This window comes from Streptomyces hyaluromycini (assembly GCF_002217755.1).
GTDB classification, from domain to species: domain Bacteria; phylum Actinomycetota; class Actinomycetes; order Streptomycetales; family Streptomycetaceae; genus Streptomyces; species Streptomyces hyaluromycini.
On sequence record NZ_BCFL01000033.1, the window covers coordinates 1 to 19,826 of the forward strand.

General features: G+C 70.9%; 15 protein-coding genes. 8 read left to right on the forward strand and 7 right to left on the reverse strand.

Annotated features, from left to right (window positions below; all coding sequences use genetic code 11):
- Window positions 1–81 precede the first annotated feature (81 nt).
- The 5 genes from SSP29_RS43780 to SSP29_RS43800 are packed head-to-tail and all read right to left on the reverse strand — an operon-like array spanning window position 82 to window position 5,752.
- Window positions 82–1,392 (reverse strand): DUF58 domain-containing protein, encoded by a 1,311-nt coding sequence (locus SSP29_RS43780; protein WP_089106555.1) that lies wholly within the window; start codon window positions 1,390–1,392, stop codon window positions 82–84.
- Window positions 1,392–2,381: an AAA family ATPase gene (locus tag SSP29_RS43785; RefSeq protein WP_089106556.1), complete on the reverse strand. Its 990-nt coding sequence runs from the start codon at window positions 2,379–2,381 to the stop codon at window positions 1,392–1,394. The genes SSP29_RS43780 and SSP29_RS43785 overlap by 1 nt, the downstream gene beginning before the upstream one ends.
- Window positions 2,381–3,580 carry a DUF4350 domain-containing protein gene (locus SSP29_RS43790; protein ID WP_089106557.1) on the reverse strand — a complete coding sequence of 400 codons (1,200 nt, stop codon included), beginning with the start codon at window positions 3,578–3,580 and terminating at the stop codon, window positions 2,381–2,383. Before SSP29_RS43790 ends, SSP29_RS43785 begins: the two co-directional genes overlap by 1 nt.
- A complete protein-coding gene (locus SSP29_RS43795) occupies window positions 3,577–4,332 on the reverse strand; it encodes a DUF4129 domain-containing protein (RefSeq protein WP_089106558.1) in 756 nt (251 codons plus the stop codon). The genes SSP29_RS43790 and SSP29_RS43795 overlap by 4 nt, the downstream gene beginning before the upstream one ends.
- Before the next feature lie 31 nt (window positions 4,333–4,363).
- The gene (locus SSP29_RS43800) at window positions 4,364–5,752 is read right to left on the reverse strand and encodes a proline-rich domain-containing protein (RefSeq protein WP_089106559.1); all 1,389 of its coding nucleotides are present in this window, start codon (window positions 5,750–5,752) and stop codon (window positions 4,364–4,366) included.
- 140 nt (window positions 5,753–5,892) lie between these two features.
- Between SSP29_RS43800 and mtnA the strand changes: the two genes are divergently transcribed.
- From mtnA to SSP29_RS43835, 7 genes are all read left to right on the forward strand, one after another.
- The gene (gene mtnA, locus SSP29_RS43805) at window positions 5,893–7,035 is read left to right on the forward strand and encodes an S-methyl-5-thioribose-1-phosphate isomerase (RefSeq protein WP_089106560.1); all 1,143 of its coding nucleotides are present in this window, start codon (window positions 5,893–5,895) and stop codon (window positions 7,033–7,035) included.
- Between the two features lie 4 nt (window positions 7,036–7,039).
- Window positions 7,040–7,729, forward strand: a complete 690-nt coding sequence (gene mtrA / locus SSP29_RS43810; RefSeq protein ID WP_150136091.1) for a two-component system response regulator MtrA — start codon at window positions 7,040–7,042, stop codon at window positions 7,727–7,729.
- A gap of 1 nt (window position 7,730) precedes the next feature.
- A complete protein-coding gene (mtrB, locus tag SSP29_RS43815) occupies window positions 7,731–9,773 on the forward strand; it encodes an MtrAB system histidine kinase MtrB (protein WP_089106561.1) in 2,043 nt (680 codons plus the stop codon).
- Window positions 9,763–11,601: an LpqB family beta-propeller domain-containing protein gene (locus SSP29_RS43820; protein ID WP_089106562.1), complete on the forward strand. Its 1,839-nt coding sequence runs from the start codon at window positions 9,763–9,765 to the stop codon at window positions 11,599–11,601. Before mtrB ends, SSP29_RS43820 begins: the two co-directional genes overlap by 11 nt.
- 257 nt (window positions 11,602–11,858) lie before the next feature.
- The gene (locus tag SSP29_RS43825) at window positions 11,859–12,755 is read left to right on the forward strand and encodes a ComF family protein (protein WP_089106563.1); all 897 of its coding nucleotides are present in this window, start codon (window positions 11,859–11,861) and stop codon (window positions 12,753–12,755) included.
- Window positions 12,756–13,069: 314 nt separating this feature from the next.
- On the forward strand, window positions 13,070–13,762 hold the full coding sequence (gene hpf, locus SSP29_RS43830) for a ribosome hibernation-promoting factor, HPF/YfiA family (RefSeq protein WP_438363843.1): 693 nt from the start codon (window positions 13,070–13,072) through the stop codon (window positions 13,760–13,762).
- Window positions 13,763–13,969: 207 nt separating this feature from the next.
- The gene (locus SSP29_RS43835; protein WP_089106565.1) at window positions 13,970–14,719 is read left to right on the forward strand and encodes a response regulator; all 750 of its coding nucleotides are present in this window, start codon (window positions 13,970–13,972) and stop codon (window positions 14,717–14,719) included.
- Window positions 14,720–14,740: 21 nt separating this feature from the next.
- Here SSP29_RS43835 and SSP29_RS43840 read toward each other — a convergent pair whose 3' ends face one another.
- Window positions 14,741–15,931, reverse strand: a complete 1,191-nt coding sequence (locus SSP29_RS43840) for a winged helix-turn-helix domain-containing protein (RefSeq protein WP_089106566.1) — start codon at window positions 15,929–15,931, stop codon at window positions 14,741–14,743.
- A 49-nt stretch (window positions 15,932–15,980) separates the two neighbouring features.
- Window positions 15,981–16,556 (reverse strand): GNAT family N-acetyltransferase, encoded by a 576-nt coding sequence (locus SSP29_RS43845; RefSeq protein ID WP_089106567.1) that lies wholly within the window; start codon window positions 16,554–16,556, stop codon window positions 15,981–15,983.
- Window positions 16,557–16,916: 360 nt separating this feature from the next.
- Here SSP29_RS43845 and secA point away from each other — a divergent pair, with 360 nt between their 5' ends.
- Window positions 16,917–19,760 carry a preprotein translocase subunit SecA gene (gene secA / locus SSP29_RS43850; RefSeq protein ID WP_089106568.1) on the forward strand — a complete coding sequence of 948 codons (2,844 nt, stop codon included), beginning with the start codon at window positions 16,917–16,919 and terminating at the stop codon, window positions 19,758–19,760.
- Window positions 19,761–19,826: the final 66 nt, after the last annotated feature.

Genomic DNA, 19,826 nt, shown 5'->3' on the forward strand with positions numbered 1-19,826 from the left:
AAATATTAAGAAAAAGCCCCACACCTCACGGTGTGGGGCTTTTTCGCGTTTAAGGACCGGCCCCCGCCCGTCCTCCGAGAATCAGAGCCGGCCCGCCGCTTTCAAAGCCAGATACGCATCCGCCAATGCAGGAGCGAGATCATCAGGCGTCGCGTCCACGACAGTCACGCCGTGCCGGCGGAGTTGCTCCGCGGTCCGATGCCGTTCGCTCTGGGCCTGTGCGGCCGCCGCCGCCTCGTACACCGCGTCGGCGTTTCCACGAGCCGTCGCCATGCGGGCGACATGCGGGTCGGCCACTGAAGCAAGCAGAACCGTGTGGCGTTGAGTCAGTTGGGAGAGCACGGGAAGCAAGCCCTGCTCGACCGGGGCCGTGTCGAGTGTCGTGAGCAGGACGATCAGGGAACGGCGTGGAGCCGTACGCAGCGCGGTGGCGGTGAGCCCGCGGGCGTCTGTTTCGACGAGCTCGGGCTCCAGGGTGGCCATCGCGTTGACCAGGGACGGGAGGACGTCACCTGCGGCGCGGCCCTGGACGAGAGCGCGGACCCGGCGGTCGTAGGCGAGGAGATCCACCCGGTCGCCCGCGCGGGACGCGAGGGCCGCGAGGAGGAGCGCCGCGTCCATGGAGGCGTCCAGGCGAGGGGCGTCGCCGACTCGGCCGGCGGAAGTGCGGCCGGTGTCGAGGACGAGGAGGATGTGCCGGTCGCGTTCGGGACGCCAGGTGCGTACCGCGACCGCCGACTGCCGTGCCGTGGCACGCCAGTCGATGGAGCGGGTGTCGTCGCCGGGGACGTACTCGCGCAGACTGTCGAATTCCGTGCCCTCGCCTCGTGTCAGGACGCTGGTACGGCCGTCGAGTTCACGCAATCGGGCGAGTTTCGACGGCAGGTGCTTCCGGCTGGTGAAGGGGGGCAGAACCCGTACAGTCCAGGGCACTTTGTGGCCGCCCTGGCGGGAGAACAGGCCGAGGGGGCCGTAGGAGCGGATTGTGACGCGGTCCGCCTGGCGGTCGCCGCGGCGGGTGGGGCGCAGGCGGGTCGTGACGCGTCGGCGTTCGCCAGGTGGGACGTCAAGACGGTGTCGTGAGGACTCGACCTCCGTGCCCGGCTGCCAGCTGCTGGGCGGCCAGCCGTCCCTGAGGCGAGCGCGGAGCGGGCGCCGGGACGGGTTGGTCACCGTGAGAGTGACGTCGGCGGTCTCGCCCAGGCGGGCGGACGTGTCGCCGGAGCGGGTCAGCGCGAGGCGTCGTACCGGGGCCGCCAGGGCGAAGTCGCAGGCGCAGGCCAGCACCAGTGGGCCGTCGACGGCGAGGACGCCCGTCCAGCTCGGTCCCCAGATGCCGATGGGGATCGATCCGATTGCCGCGATGAGGGCGGCGCGTCCGGTGAGGGGCATCAGCGGGGAACCGGGACGTGGGCGAGGATCGCGTTGATGACGGAGTCGGCGGTCACGCCCTCCATCTCGGCCTCGGGGCGGAGCTGGACGCGATGGCGGAGAGTGGGCAGGGCGAGGGCCTTGACGTCGTCGGGGATGACGTAGTCGCGGCCGGTCAGCCAGGCCCAGGCACGCGAGGTGGCCAGGAGGGCGGTGGCGCCGCGCGGGGAGACGCCGAGGGTGAGGGACGGGGACTCGCGGGTGGCCCGGCAGATGTCGACGACGTAGGCGGTGATCTCGGGGGAGACGGTCGTCTTGGCGACCGCCGCTCGCGCGGCTTCGAGGTCGGCGGGGCTTGCGACGGGGCGTACGCCGGCGGCGCGCAGGTCGCGCGGGTTGAAGCCCTCGGCGTGCCGGGTGAGGACGGCGATCTCGTCCTGGCGGGAGGGGAGAGGGATCGTCAGTTTGAGGAGGAAGCGGTCGAGTTGGGCTTCGGGGAGGGGGTAGGTGCCCTCGTACTCGACGGGGTTCTGTGTTGCCGCGACCAGGAACGGATCGGGGAGAAGACGCGGGGTGCCGTCGACGGTGACCTGGCGTTCCTCCATGGCTTCGAGGAGGGACGACTGGGTCTTGGGCGGGGTGCGGTTGATCTCGTCCGCGAGAAGGAGGTTGGTGAAGACCGGGCCGGGCTGGAAGGAGAACTCGGCGGTGCGGGTGTCGTAGACGAGGGACCCCGTGACGTCGCTCGGCATGAGGTCGGGGGTGAACTGGACGCGCTTGGTGTCCAGTTCGAGTGCGGATGCGAGGGCGCGGACGAGCAACGTTTTGGCGACTCCGGGGACTCCTTCAAGGAGAACGTGTCCGCGGCAGAGGAGAGCGACGACGAGGCCGGTCACGGCGGGGTCCTGGCCGACCACGGCTTTGGCGATCTCCGCGCGCAGGGCTTCCAGGGAGGCCCGGGCGTCGGCCTGGTTCCCGGTGTTCCCGGCGTTGTCAGTGGTCGGGTCCATCATGGACGGCGTACCTCTCTTTCGAGGGCGTCGAGCTGGTCGGTGAGGGCGATGAGTGCCGCGTCGTCGCCGGGCGGCGGTCCGAAGAGCAGGGCCTGCAGGGCCTGTCCGTCGCCATGGAGGTGTGCGGACAGGGCGGGGAGCAGGGTCTCGGGCGCGTGTGCCTGGGAGACGGGGACGCCTACGAGGGGGGCGAGGCGGGTGCGAGCGGTGGAGCGAAGAGCGGCGGCCGCGCGGTCGCGGGCGTTCGCCTTGCGGTAGAGGCGGGCGCGGCCTTCGACGGTTTCGGAGGCGCGGATCGCCACGGGGAGTTTCTCGGGCACGAGGGGGCCGAGCCGGCGCGCCCGCCAGAAGGCGGCGAGGGCTGCGGCGATGAAGAGCTGCAGTGTGCCCCAGAGCCAGCCCGACGGAAGCAGGTCGAACAGGGATTTCTGGTCGCCGGTACCGGTGGCCGTGGCGTCGGAGAGCGAGGGGAGGTACCAGACCAGATGGGGGCGGGAGCCGAGGAGTTGGAGGGCGAGCGAGGCGTTGCCCTGCTTGTCGAGGCGGTCGTTGAGCAGGATGTCGGGCGCGCCGAGGACGACGGTGTCTCCGTTTCCGGAGGCCGCGGGGATGCGGAGCAGCGTGGCCAGGCGCTGGCTGGGGTAGCAGGTGTCGGCGTCGAGATGGGTGGTGGTGTAGCGGATGCCACCGGTGTCGGCGCTGCCCGCCCGCCGGGCCGCGGCCAGGGTGCAGTGAGGGTCGAGTGTGGACCTGATGCTGGTGGCGGGGTCGGCGGTGACGCCGGGGGCGAGCCGTTCGACGGACGAACTGCCGGCGGCGACCAGGACGGTGCGGCCGCCCGACCTGGCCGTCGACGCCCGCAGCTGGGACTGCTGATGCGGGGTCAGCAGGTCCGGGACGGCGACGAGAAGGGTGGCGTCGCGGCCGGCCGCGGCGCGTGCCTCGGCGAGGGTGGTGACCAGGCGGGTGTCCACGCCTCGGTCGGCGAGGAGTTCGGCGACGGCGCGGCTGCCGTAGGGGTCGGCGGAGCGCGGGTCCAGGTCGCCGTGCCTGCTGTCGGAGCGGATGACGGCGATGGCGACGGCCCCTGCGAGGACGAGCACCACGGCGAGGACGATGCCCCGGGTGCGGGTCCACACCTGGCGGGTGGTGGGCGCGGTGGAGGTGGTCGGGAGGGCGGCCACGCCGGTGGTCATTCGGCGGCTCCCTGGCGGGTGTTGTGGTCCGTGCTGTGGGCGCTGCTGGCGAGGACCGGCTTGGTGCGTTCGAGGTCGTGGTCGAGGCCGGCGATGCGCTCGTACGACGCCTGGGTCGCCCTGCGGCCGCCGTACGTCACGTCGTCGAACTCCCGGGCGGCGGCGCGCAGCCGGTCGGTGTGGGCGGGCAGGGCGCGGCCGGCCTCGTCTGCGGCCTCGTCGGCGGTGCGGCCGGGGCGGACGTCGAGCAGGGCGCGTTCCTCCAGGGCGCGGACGACGGCGCGCATGCGTTCCTGGAGGGCCTGGTTCCAGTGGCCCTGGGCGGCGTGTGCCTCGGCGGCTGCGCGGTGTTCGGCGGCGCTGCGGAGGCGGTCGTCGAACAGGGCGGCGGTGGAGGCGGGTTGGCGGCGGGGGGTGCCCAGGCGCCACCACAGGGCACCCAGGACGGCGATGACGGCCAGGACCACGACGACCAGGCCCAGTGCGCCTCCGGGCGTCGCGGACGCGGCGGCGGCGAGCAGGCGGTCCACCCAGTCCAGGACGGCGTTCAGGGCGCGCTGGAACAGCCCGGGGTCGTTCTCGTGGTACATCCGCTTGGACAGTTCACGCCGTGCCGCTTCCCGCGCGGGGTCGCGTGGGATGGTCACGGGCGGTTGGTCGCCCGAGCCGGTCAGCGTCAGCAGGGCGGTGTCCCGGGCCCGCAGCAGGCCTCGTACGGCCTCGTCGGCGGCGCGTGGCAGTGCTGCGGGCACCGCTGTGATTCCCCCCGTCGGACTCACCGCATCAGCTCCCCGGGACGGTGCCGGGGGTGCCGGCGCCGTAGTTCTCGACACCGGCGGCGCGGGCCAGTTCGAGATCGAGGGCCTCGCGGCGGATGCGCTGGTCGATGTAGAGGAGCACGGTGACGCCCGCGTTGATCGGGAAGGTGAGCATGGAGCCGATCACCGAGCCGATCCCGGTGATGATGAGGAACGTCCAGCCGTAGTCGGCGTTGGTGTTCTCGAGGAAGCCGGTCAGGCCGTGGCCGCTGGAGTAGGCCCCGAGCAGGGTGAAGGGGACCACGGCGAGCGACGAGACGATGTTGGCGATGATCGAGGCGAGGAACTGGATGCCGAAGACCCGCCACCAGGAGCCGCGGACGAGCTTGGTGGAGCGGCCCAGCGACTTGGTGATGCTCTGCTTCTCCAGCATCAGGGCGGGCGAGGCCAGGGAGAAGCGGACCATCAGCCACACGGTGACGATGGCACCGGCGAGGATGCCGAGGACGAGCAGGGCGGCGATGGCGCCCCCGGGGCCGCCGGCGATCGCGACGACGATGCCGGGCAGTGCGCCGACGAGCAGGATGCCGACCGCGATGAGCCCGGTCAGGATGATGAGGCCGAACAGCTTGAGGACCTGCGGGCGGGCGTCGCGCCAGGCCTCGCCGATGGTGACGGACTTGCCGAGCACGGCGCGGCTGGTGACGGTCGTCAGCAGGGCTGTCGCGATGATGGTGCCGACCAGGGTGATCAGCAGGACGGCGCCCGAGCTGAGCGCGACCTCGCCCGCGGCGCGGCTGATCTCGGTGAGGGAGGCGCTCGGGTCGTTGAGGGCGTCGGTGGTCTCGGTGTCGTTCAGGACGAGGCCCTGGAGGAGGATCACCGCGACCTCGGTGACGACGGCGACCGTCAGCGAGATGCCGAGGACCGTGCGCCAGTAGGTGCGCATGGTGGAGACGGCGCCGTCGAGGATCTCGCCGACGCCGAGCGGGCGGAGCGGGATCACGCCGGGTTTGGCGGCGGGCGGGGGGCCGCCCCAGCCGCCGCCCCAGGCTCCGTATCCGCCGGGCGGGCCGTATCCGCCGGGGCCTCCGTAGCCGCCACCAGGCCCGCCGGGGCCCCCGTAGCCTCCGTAACCGCCGCCGGGGGGCCGGCCGCCCCAGCCGGGGCCGGGGGGTGGGGGCGGCGGTGCCTGGCCTGGTGCCGGGGCGCCGGTGGGCGTGGACCACTGGCCGGGCGGCGGCTGCTCCCTGGACCACTGCGAGCCGGGGCCTTGCGGATCCGGGCCCGGCTGATCGGCGGGCTGTTCGGCAGGCCCTGCGGGGACGGGGCGGTCGGCAGGGGCGGACGCGCCGGGTTCCCGCCCGTCGGACGGGTCGGATCCGGGCGAGGCCCAGCCCGGAGTGTCGTTCATCGAAGCTCCTTCACGGTGCCCGTCCGCGGTCGCGGCGGCAGGTTGGCTGCCATCGTGCCATGGGGTGGGCGCCCAGTGACCGGCCGCGGTAGAGGCTGCGCACCTTCAATTGTCCGCCGGATACGGGGCAGACTGACCGCATGGCTGATCAGTACGCGCGAACCGGTGAGGACAAGCGGTCGACGGGAATGCCAGTGATCCGGTGGGAGGAGCCGCCCGAAGGTCCTGTCGTGGTCCTTCTCGACCAGACGAGACTGCCGACCGAGGAGGTCGAGCGGGTGTGCACGGACGCGTCGGCGCTGGTGGAGGCGATCCGTTCGCTCGCGGTGCGCGGTGCGCCGCTGCTCGGGATAGCGGGGGCGTACGGCGTCGCGCTCGCCGCCGCGCGGGGCTTCGATGTGGACGAGGCCGCGGTGGCGCTGTCGGGCGCCCGGCCGACGGCGGTGAATCTGTCCGTCGGGGTGCGCAGGGCGGCGTCGGCGTACCGCTCCGCTCTGGCCGAGGGCGGTGACACCGGGGCGGCGGCCGCGGCGGCGCTGGTTGCGGCGCGGGCGCTGCACCGGGAGGATGCCGAGGCCAGCGCCCGGATGGCCGAGCACGGCCTGGCGCTGCTGGACGAGTTGCTGCCCGGCGGAGGGCACCGGATCCTGACCCATTGCAACACCGGTTCGCTGGTGTCGGGAGGGGAGGGCACGGCGTTCGCGGTGGCGCTCCAGGCGCATCGGGCGGGACGCTTGCGACGGCTCTGGGTGGACGAAACGCGTCCGTTGCTGCAAGGTGCTCGCCTGACGGCATACGAGGCGGCTCGCAGCGGCATGGCGTACACCTTGCTCACCGACAACGCGGCCGGTTCGCTGTTCGCGGCGGGGGAGGTGGACGCCGTGCTGATCGGGGCGGACCGGATCGCGGCCGACGGATCGGTGGCGAACAAGGTGGGGAGCTATCCGCTCGCGGTGCTCGCGCGGTACCACCATGTTCCGTTCATCGTGGTGGCGCCGGTGACGACGGTTGATCCGGAGACACCGGACGGGGCATCCATCGAGGTCGAACAGCGCCCCGGATACGAGGTGACCGAGGTCACAGCACCACAGGTGCCAGTGGCGGGAGCGGGAGGCGGGATTCCGGTGGCACCCCTGGGGACCCAGGCGTACAACCCGGCGTTCGACGTGACGCCGCCCGAGTTGGTGACGGCGATCGTCACCGAGGAAGGCGCCGTTTCGCCCGTGACGGCTGAGGCACTTGCCGAGCTGTGTGCCAGGTCACGCCAGGTAACGATTAGCTAATGGGATGATGTCGTTTATGAAGGGACGAGTCCTTGTCGTCGACGACGACACCGCACTGGCCGAGATGCTCGGCATCGTGCTGCGTGGTGAAGGTTTTGAGCCGTCTTTCGTAGCCGACGGCGACAAGGCGCTGGCCGCTTTCCGTGAGACCAAGCCCGACCTGGTGCTCCTGGACCTGATGCTGCCCGGTCGGGACGGTATCGAGGTGTGCCGTCTGATCAGGGCGGAGTCCGGGGTGCCGATCGTGATGCTCACGGCGAAGAGCGACACCGTCGACGTGGTCGTGGGCCTGGAGTCGGGCGCGGACGACTACATCGTGAAGCCGTTCAAGCCGAAGGAGCTGGTGGCCCGGATCCGGGCCAGGCTGCGGAGGTCGGAAGAGCCGGCGCCGGAGCAGCTCGCCATAGGTGACCTGGTCATCGACGTGGCCGGGCACTCGGTGAAGCGGGAGGGGCAGTCGATCGCGCTGACCCCGCTGGAGTTCGACCTGCTGGTCGCGCTCGCCCGCAAGCCGTGGCAGGTGTTCACGCGCGAGGTGCTCCTGGAGCAGGTCTGGGGCTACCGGCACGCGGCGGACACCCGCCTCGTCAACGTTCACGTCCAGCGGCTGCGCTCCAAGGTCGAGAAGGACCCGGAGCGGCCGGAGATCGTGGTGACCGTCCGTGGTGTCGGATACAAGGCGGGACCGAGCTGACATGTCCGGGGACAGTGCCGCTTCGGCCCCCGGCCGGTCCGGGGACCGTCCGGAGCGGCCTGTCGGCGGGAAACGGCTTGCGAAGCGCTGGCGGCTGCTCTTCGAGGGCGGACTGCTCCAGGGCGGGGTCCAGGGCAGCCCGGTGCTGCGCCTGTTCATGCGCTGGGTGCGGCGGCCGCTGCTGCCGGTCATGCGGCTGTGGCGGCGCAACATCCAGCTCAAGGTCGTCGTCACGACCCTGCTGATGTCGCTGGGCGTCGTACTGCTGCTCGGCTTCGTCGTCATCGGGCAGGTGCGCAACGGCCTGCTCGACGCCAAGGTGAAGGCCTCGCAGAGCCAGGCCACCGGCGGTTTCGCGGTGGCCAAGCAGAAGGCCGACGAGGCCGCGACCGGCGCCGGTGACACCGCCGGGACGACGGGCGGACGGCAGTCGCAGAACCTCACCTCGTGGATGAGCGACCTCGTGGAGTCCCTGTCCAGCGGTGGCCAGGGCGCCTTCGACGTGGTGACGCTGCCCGCGGGCGACAACAACGGCGGCGGCGGTCGCGGGCCGCGGGCCTCCGGTCAGGTCGACCCGACGGCCAGCGTGCCCGACGACCTGCGCACGCGGATCAACGGCAGTGCCACTGCGGCGCAGAGCTACACGCGGATCATCTACACGGACGACAAGGAGTCGCAGCCTGCTCTGGTCATCGGCAAGCAGGTCAACGACCCGAACAACGACCCGTACGAGCTGTACTACCTCTTCCCGCTCACCCAGGAGGAGAAGTCCCTCAGCCTGGTGAAGGGCACGCTGGCGACCGCCGGACTGTTCGTCGTCGTACTCCTCGGGGCCATCGCCTGGCTCGTGGTGCGTCAGGTCGTCACGCCTGTGCGGATGGCGGCCGGGATCGCCGAGCGGCTGTCTGCGGGGCGCCTCCAGGAGCGGATGAAGGTCACCGGCGAGGACGACATCGCGCGGCTCGGCGAAGCCTTCAACAAGATGGCGCAGAACCTCCAGCTGAAGATCCAGCAGCTGGAGGACCTGTCGCGGATGCAGCGCCGGTTCGTGTCCGACGTCTCGCACGAGCTGCGGACGCCGTTGACGACCGTGCGGATGGCGGCCGACGTCATCCACGAGGCGCGTGAGGACTTCGACCCGGTGACCGCGCGGTCCGCGGAACTCCTCGCCGACCAGGTGGACCGGTTCGAGTCGCTGCTGTCCGACCTGCTGGAGATCAGCCGGTTCGACGCGGGCGCGGCGGCGCTGGAGGCCGAGCCGATAGACCTCAGGGAGGTCGTGCGGCGGGTGGTCAGCGGGGCCGAGCCGCTCGCGGAGCGCAAGGGCACGCACATACGCGTGGTCGGCGACCTGCAGCCCGTGGTGGCCGAGGCGGACGCCCGGCGGGTGGAGCGGGTGCTGCGCAACCTCGTCGTCAACGCCGTGGAGCACGGCGAGGGCAAGGACGTCGTCGTCAAGCTGGCGGCGGCCGGCGGCGCGGTCGCGGTCGCGGTGCGCGACTACGGCATCGGGCTCAAGCCGGGCGAGGCCACCCGGGTGTTCAGCCGCTTCTGGCGGGCGGACCCGGCACGCGCGCGTACCACCGGGGGTACCGGTCTGGGGCTTTCGATCGCCCTGGAGGACGCGCGACTGCACGGCGGCTGGCTGCAGGCGTGGGGGGAGCCGGGCGGCGGTTCGCAGTTCCGGCTGACGCTGCCGAGGACCGCGGACGAGCCACTGCGGGGTTCGCCGATACCCCTGGAGCCCAAGGACTCCCGGCGCAACCGGGGGCTCGACGGCGCCGGCCTGCCGGGCGGCGGCGAGGACAAGCGGGCGACGGTACCGGTGCAGCCCGGCGGCCAGGCGTCGCCGCTGGCGCCGATGCCGCAGCGGCTGGCCGGCGTGGCGCCCACGGCCGACCCGACCGCGCTGCCCGGCAACGGCGCGCGCGTGGTGCCCCGGCCGGCCCAGGGCGCACGGCGTCAGGAGGGCGCGCCCGAGACCGGCCAGGCCGGCGGGGCGGACGAGTCGAACAAGCCAGGGGAGGCATTTCGTGGGCGCTGACCGCGAGGGGAGCGCTCGGCGCAGACCGGCGCGCGCGGTGGCGTACGCCGCCTGTGGGGCCGTACTGCTGGCCGGCTGTGCCTCCATGCCGGACAACGGCGACCTGCGGGACGTCGAGTCAACGCCGCGGCAGGACACACAGGTGCGGGTGTTCGCCATACCGCCGCAGCAGGACGCCTCGGCCACGGAGATCGTGCAGGGTTTCCTGGAGGCCCTGACCAGTGACGATCCGAACTACGACACGGCGCGCAAGTATCTGACCAAAGCCGCCGCGAAGACCTGGCAGCCGGAGTCGCAGACCACGGTGCTGGCGAACGGGCCGAGCATCCAGACGGACCCGCGTCCGGCGAGCCGGGAGGGCACCAACGGCATCACCTACACGTTCCAGGGCAGCCAGGTGGCCACCATCGACGCGCAGCAGGCCTACACGCCCGCGGACGGGGCGTACCGCAGGAGCGTGCATCTGACCAGGGACGCCAAGAGCGGGCAGTGGCGGATCGACTCGCTGCCGCAGGGTGTCGTGATGGGCAAGTCCGACTTCCAGCGCAACTACACGTCCGTCGACAAGTACTACTTCGCTTCGGACACGTCGGCCGAGGAGACCGGGCAGCCGGTGGCGGTCGCCGATCCCGTCTTTGTGCGCAGCAGCGTGGACCCGACGACCCAGCTGGTGCGTTCGCTGCTCAAGGGTCCCACCACCTGGCTCGGCCCGGTGGTCAGGTCGAGTTTCCCGACAGGTACGACGCTGAAGAAGGGCGTGTCCGGGCTGGCCCCGGACGACCAGAACCAGGTCACGGTGCCGCTGAATGTCAAGGCGTCCCGGATCGGCTCGGCCATGTGCAACGAGATGGCGACCCAGCTGCTGTTCACGCTGCGGAACCTGACGCCCACCGTGGACTCGGTCGCGGTGCAGTCCGTCAGCGGCGCCCACATGTGCGACGCCGACGAGGAGCAGGCCGAGGCGATCGCCTGGCGCGCCTCCACCAAGCACCCCGACTACCTGTACTTCCTCGACGGAAAACACCGGCTGGTGCGGATGACGACCGGCGGTACCGGTACCAGCGCGGTCGCCGTACCGGGCCCGTTCGGCGCGGGTACCAAGCCGCTGCGGTCGGTGGCGGTCGCCCGCGACGAGCGGACTGCGGCCGGGGTCAGCAGCGACGACAGGTCGCTGTACGTCACCTCGCTCGCGTCGGCCGGTTCGCTGGGCAACGCGGTGCTGACCAGTCACGGTGCGACCGAGGACGACCGGCTGACGGCGCCGAGCTGGGACGCCCGCGGCGACCTGTGGGTGGCCGACCGGAACCCCGCGAAGCCGCAGCTGTACATGCTGGCGCAGGGCGTGGGCCAGCCGCTGGCCGTGCAGATCCCAGAACTGAACGGCCGTATCGAGGACGTGCGGGTCGCCGCGGACGGGGTGCGGATCGCGCTCGTCGTCGAGAAGGACGGCAAGCAGTCGCTGCTCATCGGGCGGATCGAGCGCACCAAGTCCGATGACCAGCAGGAGGTTTCGGTCCTCGAACTGCACTCCGCCACCCCCGGCTCCGAGGAGGTCACCGCGATGTCCTGGGCCGGGGACAGCCGGCTCGTGGTGGTCGGGCGCGAGCAGGGCGGTGTGCAGCAGACGCGGTACGTCCAGGTCGACGGCTCCACACCGGACGGGCCGGCGCCCGCGGCGCTCACGGGCGTCCGGGCGATCGCCGCGTCCGAGAACGACGGGGTGCCGCTGGTGGCCGACTCGCAGGACGACGGGATCGTCCGGCTGCCGTCCGGTGACCAGTGGCAGAAGGTGGTCAAGGACGGGTCGGCACCGGTCTATCCGGGCTGAGCCCCAAGCCGTGCGTGAGCGGCCGTCCCGGTCCGGTGTCGAGCCGACGGGACGGCCGTTTTCCGTGTCTGGGGCGGGGTGCGGGGGCTGCGGGAGCTGTTGTGCGCCTCGGGCGACTGTTCTCGGGTACAGCACCGGCTTACGACAAGGCCTAACTCACCCGTGTGGGTGACGTGCTGTGCGTGTCGCGTGGAGTTGTCCACAGGCGGTTGTCCACAGGGGTGGCCGGTCCGGCCGGTCATTGGCACAGTGGGCACATGCGGGGGTGGTGGCAGGACCTCACCGACCTGGTGCTACCGGCCGAGTGCGGAGGCTGTGGGACGCCTCGCACGGTGCTCTGTGCCGAGTGCCGTGCCGCCCTGAGCGGGGCCGTACCGCGCCGGGTGCGACCGGTGCCGGAGCCGCCCGGGCTGCCGGCGGTGTACGCGGCGGCGCCTTACGCGGGCGAGGTACGGGCGGCCCTTCTCGCCCACAAGGAGCGCGGTGCGCTGGCGCTCGCCGGGGCGCTGGGCGCGGCGCTGGCGGGCGCGGTGCGGGCCGGGCTCCGGGACGGCCGGACCGTGCGGATCGTCGCCTCGTGGAGCGGTACGGCGGGTGGCGCCGGCGCCACCGGACCCGTGCTGCTCGTCCCGGTGCCGTCCGCGCCGTGGGCCGTGCGGGCGCGAGGGCATGATCCGGTGCGGCGGATCGCTCTCGCGGCGGCCGCGGAGCTGCGGCGTGCCGGGGGCTCGGCCCGGGTGGCCCCGGTGCTGCGGCAACGACGGGCCGTGGCCGACCAGACGGGGCTCAACTCCCGGCAGCGGTTCGCGAATCTCGCGGGTGCGCTGGAGGTGACGGCGGGCGGTGCCCGGCTGCTCGCCGGGGGCCGTGTCGTCCTCGTCGACGACCTTGTCACCACGGGCGCCACCCTCGCGGAGGCGGCGCGTGCGGTACGGGAGGCCATGGGGGCCGGAGGGGCAGGAGAGGGAACAACAGCCGTGTATCGGCGCGCGGCTTGGGAAGGAAGGGAGGAACGGCAGACCGGATCACGGGAAGAGCGGGCGAAGTGGACACGGGACGCACCGGTAATGGCCGAGGTGAACGGCCTCGCAGAGCCGGTCCGTGCAGCTGTGGTCGCGGCCGCACCGGATTCTTTCGAAATGAACCGGAACTGACCGTGAACGTACATCGTTGCAGGTAGTGACTAGGTCAATTCACCTGAATGGAGGTACGCATCAGTAGAGGGTGACGACATCCGTCCGGGCGAGATATGTTCGGTTGTGAGGGAGAAAGCCGCAGGCCATGTCTCTCCTATCCGAATGCCGTGCCGCGGGTTTTCCGTAATCATCGCGGTGCTGGGGTGCAGATCTTGCCCATGGGGGAGGAGGAGGTGAAGTCGCCGAGTCCGAGGCTCCGGGGTTCACCGGAGCTGGGTGCAAAAGGGAGATGCTCCGCAGTGCAGCGGAGTGATCCGGGAACGGAGTTCTGCGTGGACATCGTCGTCAAGGGCCGCAAGACCGAGGTGCCCGAGCGGTTCCGCAAGCACGTGGCCGAGAAGCTGAAGCTGGAGAAGATCCAGAAGCTCGACGGCAAGGTGATCAGCCTCGACGTCGAGGTGTCCAAGGAGCCCAACCCCCGACAGGCCGACCGTTGCGACCGAGTGGAGATCACGCTCCGCTCCCGCGGTCCGGTGATCCGGGCGGAGGCAGCGGCCAGTGACCCGTACGCGGCACTCGACCTGGCGGCGGAGAAGCTGGACGCGCGGTTGCGCAAGCAGCACGACAAGCGGTTCTCGCGCCGTGGCGCACGGCGGATCTCGGCCGCCGAGGTCCCCGACCACGTCCCGGGCGCGGCGACGCTCAACGGGAACGGCTACCCCGTCCAGGAGGAAGAGCCCGACGGCGTGCCCACCAAGAAGATGGGCTCCCTGGAAGTGAAGGGCGAAGGCCCCCTCGTCGTCCGCGAGAAGACCCACGTCGCCTCCCCGATGAGCCTCGACCAGGCCCTCTACGAGATGGAACTGGTCGGCCACGACTTCTACCTGTTCGTCGACTCCGAGACCAAGGAGCCGAGTGTCGTCTACCGGCGGCACGCTTACGACTACGGCGTCATCCACCTCAGCACTGACCCGATGGTTACCCAGGCGCAACCTCCCGCGGCGGGAGGCACGTTGGGCGGCTGACCCGCTCGGCCGGCAGCTGAGCCGGTGCCCCTGGAAGCGCCGTGCGCCCCCAGGGGCACCGGTGTGCAACCACTTCGCGCCCCGCTCCGTCACCGCGTTGTCGCCTGGGCATGGAATCATGGCGGCAACGGCCCAACCGGTGGGCCGCTGCCTTGGGTTGGCGGGATGGCACAGCACCACAGGCCACAGCCTTCAGGGGGAGGAACGATGGCGGACAGCTTCGGACCGATGCGGGACGACGATGCCGACGGCGGCGTCGCCGGCGTGGGCCCGGACGCGGGCGGTACTCCACGCAAGGAACCGATCAGAGTCCTTGTCGTCGACGACCATGCCCTCTTCCGCCGCGGACTGGAGATCGTGCTCGCCGCCGAGGAGGACATCCAGGTGGTCGGGGAGGCGGGCGACGGCGCGGAGGCCGTCGACAAGGCCGCGGACCTGCTGCCCGACATCGTGCTGATGGACGTCCGGATGCCCAAGCGCGGCGGCATCGAGGCCTGTACCTCCATCAAGGAGGTCGCACCCAGCGCGAAGATCATCATGCTGACGATCAGCGACGAAGAGGCCGATCTCTACGACGCGATCAAGGCGGGCGCGACCGGATACCTCCTCAAGGAGATCTCCACCGACGAGGTGGCCACCGCCATTCGCGCGGTGGCCGACGGGCAGTCGCAGATCAGCCCGTCCATGGCGTCGAAACTCCTCACCGAGTTCAAGTCGATGATCCAGCGGACCGACGAGCGCAGGCTGGTGCCGGCGCCGCGGCTCACCGACCGTGAACTCGAAGTGCTCAAGCTGGTCGCCACGGGGATGAACAACCGCGATATCGCGAAGGAGTTGTTCATCTCCGAGAACACGGTGAAGAACCATGTGCGCAACATCCTGGAGAAGCTGCAGCTGCACTCCAGGATGGAGGCGGTGGTCTACGCGATGCGGGAGAAGATCCTCGAAATCCGCTGAGGCCGCGGGCGCGGGCGCCGGTCAGCGCAGCGCGGCGATCAGGGCTCGGGTCACTTCCTTGAGGAGCGGCTCGCGCAGCTCGGGGGCGTCCACGCGCTCCACGCGCACCGTCGTGCAGTCCACCCAGCTCGCCGCCTCGACCAACGCCTCCGCCACCGCCGGGACCGCCTTCGGGCCGTCCAGCGTGACCTGGCGGGCCACCAGGATGCCGCCCGCCTCGCGCGCCGGGTCCACCCGGCCCACGAGCCGGCCACCGGCCAGCACCGGCATCGCGTAGTAGCCGTACACCCGCTTCGGCTTCGGGACGTACGCCTCCAGGCGGTGGGTGAAGCCGAAGATCCGCTCCGTGCGCGCCCGGTCCCAGATCAGGGAGTCGAAGGGGGAGAGCAGGGTCGTACGGTGCCGGCCGCGCGGGGGCGTGGCCAGGACCGCCGGGTCCGCCCAGGCGGGCTTCCCCCAGCCCTCCACCTCCACCGGGACCAGACCCGAGTCGGCGATCACCACGTCGACCTGCTCGCCCTTGAGCCGGTGGTAGTCGGCGATGTCCGCGCGTGTGCCGACGCCCAGCGACTGCCCGGCCAGCCGGACCAGGCGGCGCAGGCACTCCGTGTCGTCCAGCTCGTCGTGGAGCAGCGCGCCCGGGACCGCACGCTCGGCGAGGTCGTACACCCGCTTCCAGCCGCGCCGCTGGACGCACACCACCTCGCCGTATATCAGCGCGCGCTCCACGGCGACCTTGGTGCCGGACCAGTCCCACCACTCGCTGGTCTTCTTCGCGCCGCCCAGCTCCGTCGCGGTCAGCGGGCCCTCGCCGCGCAGCTGCTTGATGACCTGGTCGTAGGCGCCGTCGGGAAGATCGTGGCTCCAGTGCGGGCGGTCGCGGTAGGCGCGGCGGCGGAAGGCGAAGTGCGGCCACTCCTCGATGGGGAGGATGCAGGCCGCGTGCGACCAGTACTCGAAGGCGTGCGCGTCTTGCCAGTAGGCGGCCTCGACCGTCCGGCGGCCGACGCGGCCGAGGCGGGCGTACGGAATGAGCTCGTGGGAGCGGGCGAGGACCGAGATGGTGTCGAGCTGGACCGCGCCGAGGTGGCGGAGCACGCCCCGGACGCCGGAGCGGCGGTCGGGGGCACCGAGGAAGCCCTGTGCCTTCAGCGCGATACGGCGGGCTTCGTCCGCCGAGAGGGCGGCGACGGGGCGCGGGAGGGTCGTCATGGGTCGGACGATAGAGGGTGGCACTGACAGTCCGGCACGAGCTGGGGTTTCAGCCCTGCGCAGGGGCCGGCAGGTAGGGCGCCGCCGACGGCAGGCCCAGGTCCGACGGGAGCAGCGAGCCCACCCAGCAGTCGCGTCGTACGCCCTTGTTGTTGAGGGAGGAGCGGAGGGTGCCCTCGACGGTGAAGCCGGCGCGTTCCGCGACCGCGCGGGAGGCGTGGTTGCCGACCTCGGCGCGCCATTCGACCCGGTCGATCGCCATCCGCGTGAACGCCCAGCGGGCGGCCGCGACGGTGGCCTCGGTGGTGTAGCCGTGGCCGCGGTGCTCCTTGGCGGTCCAGAATCCCACCTCGGCCGTCCCCAGGGAGCGCATGGTCAGGGCGAGCATCCCGGTCAGGTCCCCCGTCGGCAGGAAGACGCCGAAGGTGAACATCGAGCCCTCGGACCAGCCGTCGGGGACCATCTGTTCCGTGAAGCTCCGGGCATGCTCGGCGAGGTAGGGCGAGGGAATCGTCGTCCAGCGCTGGATGTCGGGGTCCTGGACGGCCGCGTACACCGCGTCGGAGTCCTGCGGGCCGACCGCGCGCAGCAGCAGACGAGGGGTGGTGAGCGTGACGGGTTCCATCGGCTGATTCTGCTCGCCAGGGCGCCCGGTACGCCATCGGTTTCGCTGCCCGCGTTCGCCTTCCGTGAGCACGTGATCACATTTCGCGCAATTCCTCGCCCCTGCGCGGCACCATCCGCGGGCCCCGGCCGTTGTCCTTTATGAAGCGGCAAAACCCGGCGACACCACCCGGCACCACCCGTCAGTCCCCTGGAACAGTGACACGAAGCGGGCTCACAGGGCCCTCAGGGAGGCGGCGGAGGGCCGTTGGGTCGCCCAGGCCTCCCGACGCGGCCGGGTCCTCGCATACGATGGCCGTTGCTCAGTACGTCAAATGGAAACCGACCCTCCCAGGCCCGACCGGCAAGGAGACAAACCCCCGTGTCCGTCCTCTCGAAGATCATGCGTGCAGGCGAAGGCAAGATCCTGCGCAAGCTGCACCGCATCGCGGACCAGGTCAACTCCATCGAAGAGGACTTCGTCGACCTCTCCGACGCCGAGCTGCGGGCCCTCACCGATGAGTACAAGCAGCGCTACGCCGACGGCGAGAGCCTCGACGACCTGCTTCCCGAGGCGTTCGCGACCGTCCGCGAGGCCGCCAAGCGCGCCCTCGGCCAGCGTCACTACGACGTGCAGATCATGGGTGGCGCGGCCCTCCACCTCGGCTACGTGGCCGAGATGAAGACCGGTGAGGGCAAGACCCTCGTCGGCACCCTGCCCGCGTACCTCAACGCACTGTCGGGCAAGGGCGTCCACCTCATCACGGTCAACGACTACCTGGCCGAGCGCGACTCCGAGATGATGGGCCGCGTCCACAAGTTCCTGGGCCTGAGCGTCGGCTGCATCCTCGCCAACATGACGCCGGCCCAGCGCCGCGAGCAGTACGCGTGCGACATCACATACGGCACGAACAACGAGTTCGGCTTCGACTACCTGCGCGACAACATGGCGTGGGCCCAGGACGAGCTCGTCCAGCGCGGCCACAACTTCGCCATCGTCGACGAGGTCGACTCCATCCTGGTCGACGAGGCCCGTACGCCGCTGATCATCTCCGGCCCGGCCGACCAGGCCACCAAGTGGTACGGCGACTTCGCCAAGCTGGTCCTGCGCCTGAAGAAGGGCGAGGCCGGCAACCCGCTCAAGGGCATCGAGGAGACCGGCGACTACGAGGTCGACGAGAAGAAGCGCACGGTCGCCATCCACGAGTCCGGCGTCAGCAAGGTCGAGGACTGGCTGGGCATCGACAACCTCTACGAGTCGGTGAACACCCCTCTGGTGGGCTACCTGAACAACGCCATCAAGGCGAAGGAGCTCTTCAAGAAGGACAAGGACTACGTCGTCATGGACGGCGAAGTCATGATCGTCGACGAGCACACCGGCCGTATCCTCGCCGGCCGCCGCTACAACGAGGGCATGCACCAGGCGATCGAGGCGAAGGAAGGGGTGGACATCAAGGACGAGAACCAGACCCTCGCCACGATCACCCTCCAGAACTTCTTCCGCCTCTACAAGCGTCATGACCACAACGAGAAGGAACAGCCCGGTCTGTCCGGCATGACCGGTACGGCCATGACCGAGGCCGCCGAGTTCCACCAGATCTACAAGCTCGGCGTGGTCCCGATCCCGACGAACAGGCCGATGGTCCGCAAGGACCAGTCGGACCTGATCTACCGCACCGAGGTCGCCAAGTTCGAGGCGGTCGTCGACGACATCGCGGAGAAGCACGAGAAGGGCCAGCCGATCCTGGTCGGCACGACCTCCGTCGAGAAGTCGGAGTACCTCTCGCAGCAGCTCTCCAAGCGCGGCATCCAGCACGAGGTGCTCAACGCCAAGCATCACGAGCGTGAGGCGTCGATCGTCGCCCAGGCCGGCCGCAAGGGTGCCGTGACGGTGGCCACCAACATGGCCGGCCGTGGTACCGACATCAAACTCGGCGGCAACCCCGAGGACCTCGCCGAGGCGGAGCTGCGCCAGCGCGGCCTCGACCCCGAGGAGCACATCGAGGAGTGGGCGGCCGCGCTGCCCGCCGCCCTGGAGAAGGCCGAGCGGGCCGTCAAGGCCGAGTTCGACGAGGTCAAGGAGCTCGGCGGCCTCTACGTCCTCGGTACCGAGCGGCACGAGTCGCGCCGGATCGACAACCAGCTGCGTGGCCGTTCCGGCCGTCAGGGCGACCCCGGCGAGTCCCGCTTCTACCTCTCCCTCGGCGACGACCTGATGCGCCTGTTCAAGGCCCAGATGGTCGAGCGCGTGATGTCCATGGCGAACGTGCCGGACGACGTGCCGATCGAGAACAAGATGGTCACCCGCGCGATCGCGTCCGCGCAGTCGCAGGTCGAGCAGCAGAACTTCGAGACCCGTAAGAACGTCCTGAAGTACGACGAGGTGCTCAACCGGCAGCGCGAGGTCATCTACGGCGAGCGCCGCCGCGTCCTGGAGGGCGAGGACCTGCAGGAGCAGATCCATCACTTCATGGACGACACCATCGACGCGTACGTCGGTGCGGAGACCGCCGAGGGCTTCCCGGAGGACTGGGACCTCGACCGCCTGTGGGGCGCCTTCAAGCAGCTCTACCCGGTGAAGGTCACCGTCGACGAGCTGGAGGAGGCGGCCGGCGACCGCGCGGGCCTGACCGCCGAGTACATCTCCGAGTCCATCAAGGACGACATCCACGAGCAGTACGAGTCGCGCGAGACGCAGCTCGGCTCCGAGATCATGCGTGAGCTGGAGCGCAGGGTCGTGCTGTCGGTCCTGGACCGCAAGTGGCGCGAGCACCTCTACGAGATGGACTACCTCCAGGAGGGCATCGGCCTGCGCGCGATGGCCCAGAAGGACCCGCTGGTCGAGTACCAGCGCGAGGGCTTCGACATGTTCACCGCGATGATGGACGGCATCAAGGAGGAGTCCGTCGGCTACCTGTTCAACCTGGAGGTCCAGGTCGAGCAGCAGGTCGAGGAGGTCCCGGTGGAGGACACCGAGGCCGCGGAGGGCGTCCAGGACGCGGTGCCGGCCCAGGCGGGTTCCCGTCCCGAGATCCGCGCCAAGGGCCTGGAGGCGCCGCAGCGGCGGGGTATGCACTTCTCGGCGGCCACCGTGGACGGCGAGGGCGGCATCGTCGAGGGCGACTTCGACTACGACGACGAGGAGCCGGCCCGTTCCGAGGCCGACGGCCTGACCCGCGCCGAGCGCCGCAAGCAGGCGAAGGGCATCCGCCGCCGCAAGAAGTAACCTCAGCACCAGCGCTGCGCGAGGGCCGGTCACCCGAGAGGGGGGCCGGCCCTTCGGCATGGGGCG

Coding starts and splice junctions, on each gene's coding strand:
- SSP29_RS43845 (WP_089106567.1), bottom strand. CDS start 16,556: ATGGAACCCGTCACGCTCACCACCCCTCGTCTGCTGCTGCGCGCGGTC.
- SSP29_RS43780 (WP_089106555.1), bottom strand. CDS start 1,392: ATGCCCCTCACCGGACGCGCCGCCCTCATCGCGGCAATCGGATCGATC.
- mtnA (WP_089106560.1), top strand. CDS start 5,893: ATGGCTGATCAGTACGCGCGAACCGGTGAGGACAAGCGGTCGACGGGA.
- SSP29_RS43800 (WP_089106559.1), bottom strand. CDS start 5,752: ATGAACGACACTCCGGGCTGGGCCTCGCCCGGATCCGACCCGTCCGAC.
- SSP29_RS43825 (WP_089106563.1), top strand. CDS start 11,859: ATGCGGGGGTGGTGGCAGGACCTCACCGACCTGGTGCTACCGGCCGAG.
- SSP29_RS43835 (WP_089106565.1), top strand. CDS start 13,970: ATGGCGGACAGCTTCGGACCGATGCGGGACGACGATGCCGACGGCGGC.
- mtrB (WP_089106561.1), top strand. CDS start 7,731: ATGTCCGGGGACAGTGCCGCTTCGGCCCCCGGCCGGTCCGGGGACCGT.
- SSP29_RS43840 (WP_089106566.1), bottom strand. CDS start 15,931: ATGACGACCCTCCCGCGCCCCGTCGCCGCCCTCTCGGCGGACGAAGCC.
- SSP29_RS43790 (WP_089106557.1), bottom strand. CDS start 3,580: ATGACCACCGGCGTGGCCGCCCTCCCGACCACCTCCACCGCGCCCACC.
- mtrA (WP_150136091.1), top strand. CDS start 7,040: ATGATGTCGTTTATGAAGGGACGAGTCCTTGTCGTCGACGACGACACC.
- SSP29_RS43785 (WP_089106556.1), bottom strand. CDS start 2,381: ATGGACCCGACCACTGACAACGCCGGGAACACCGGGAACCAGGCCGAC.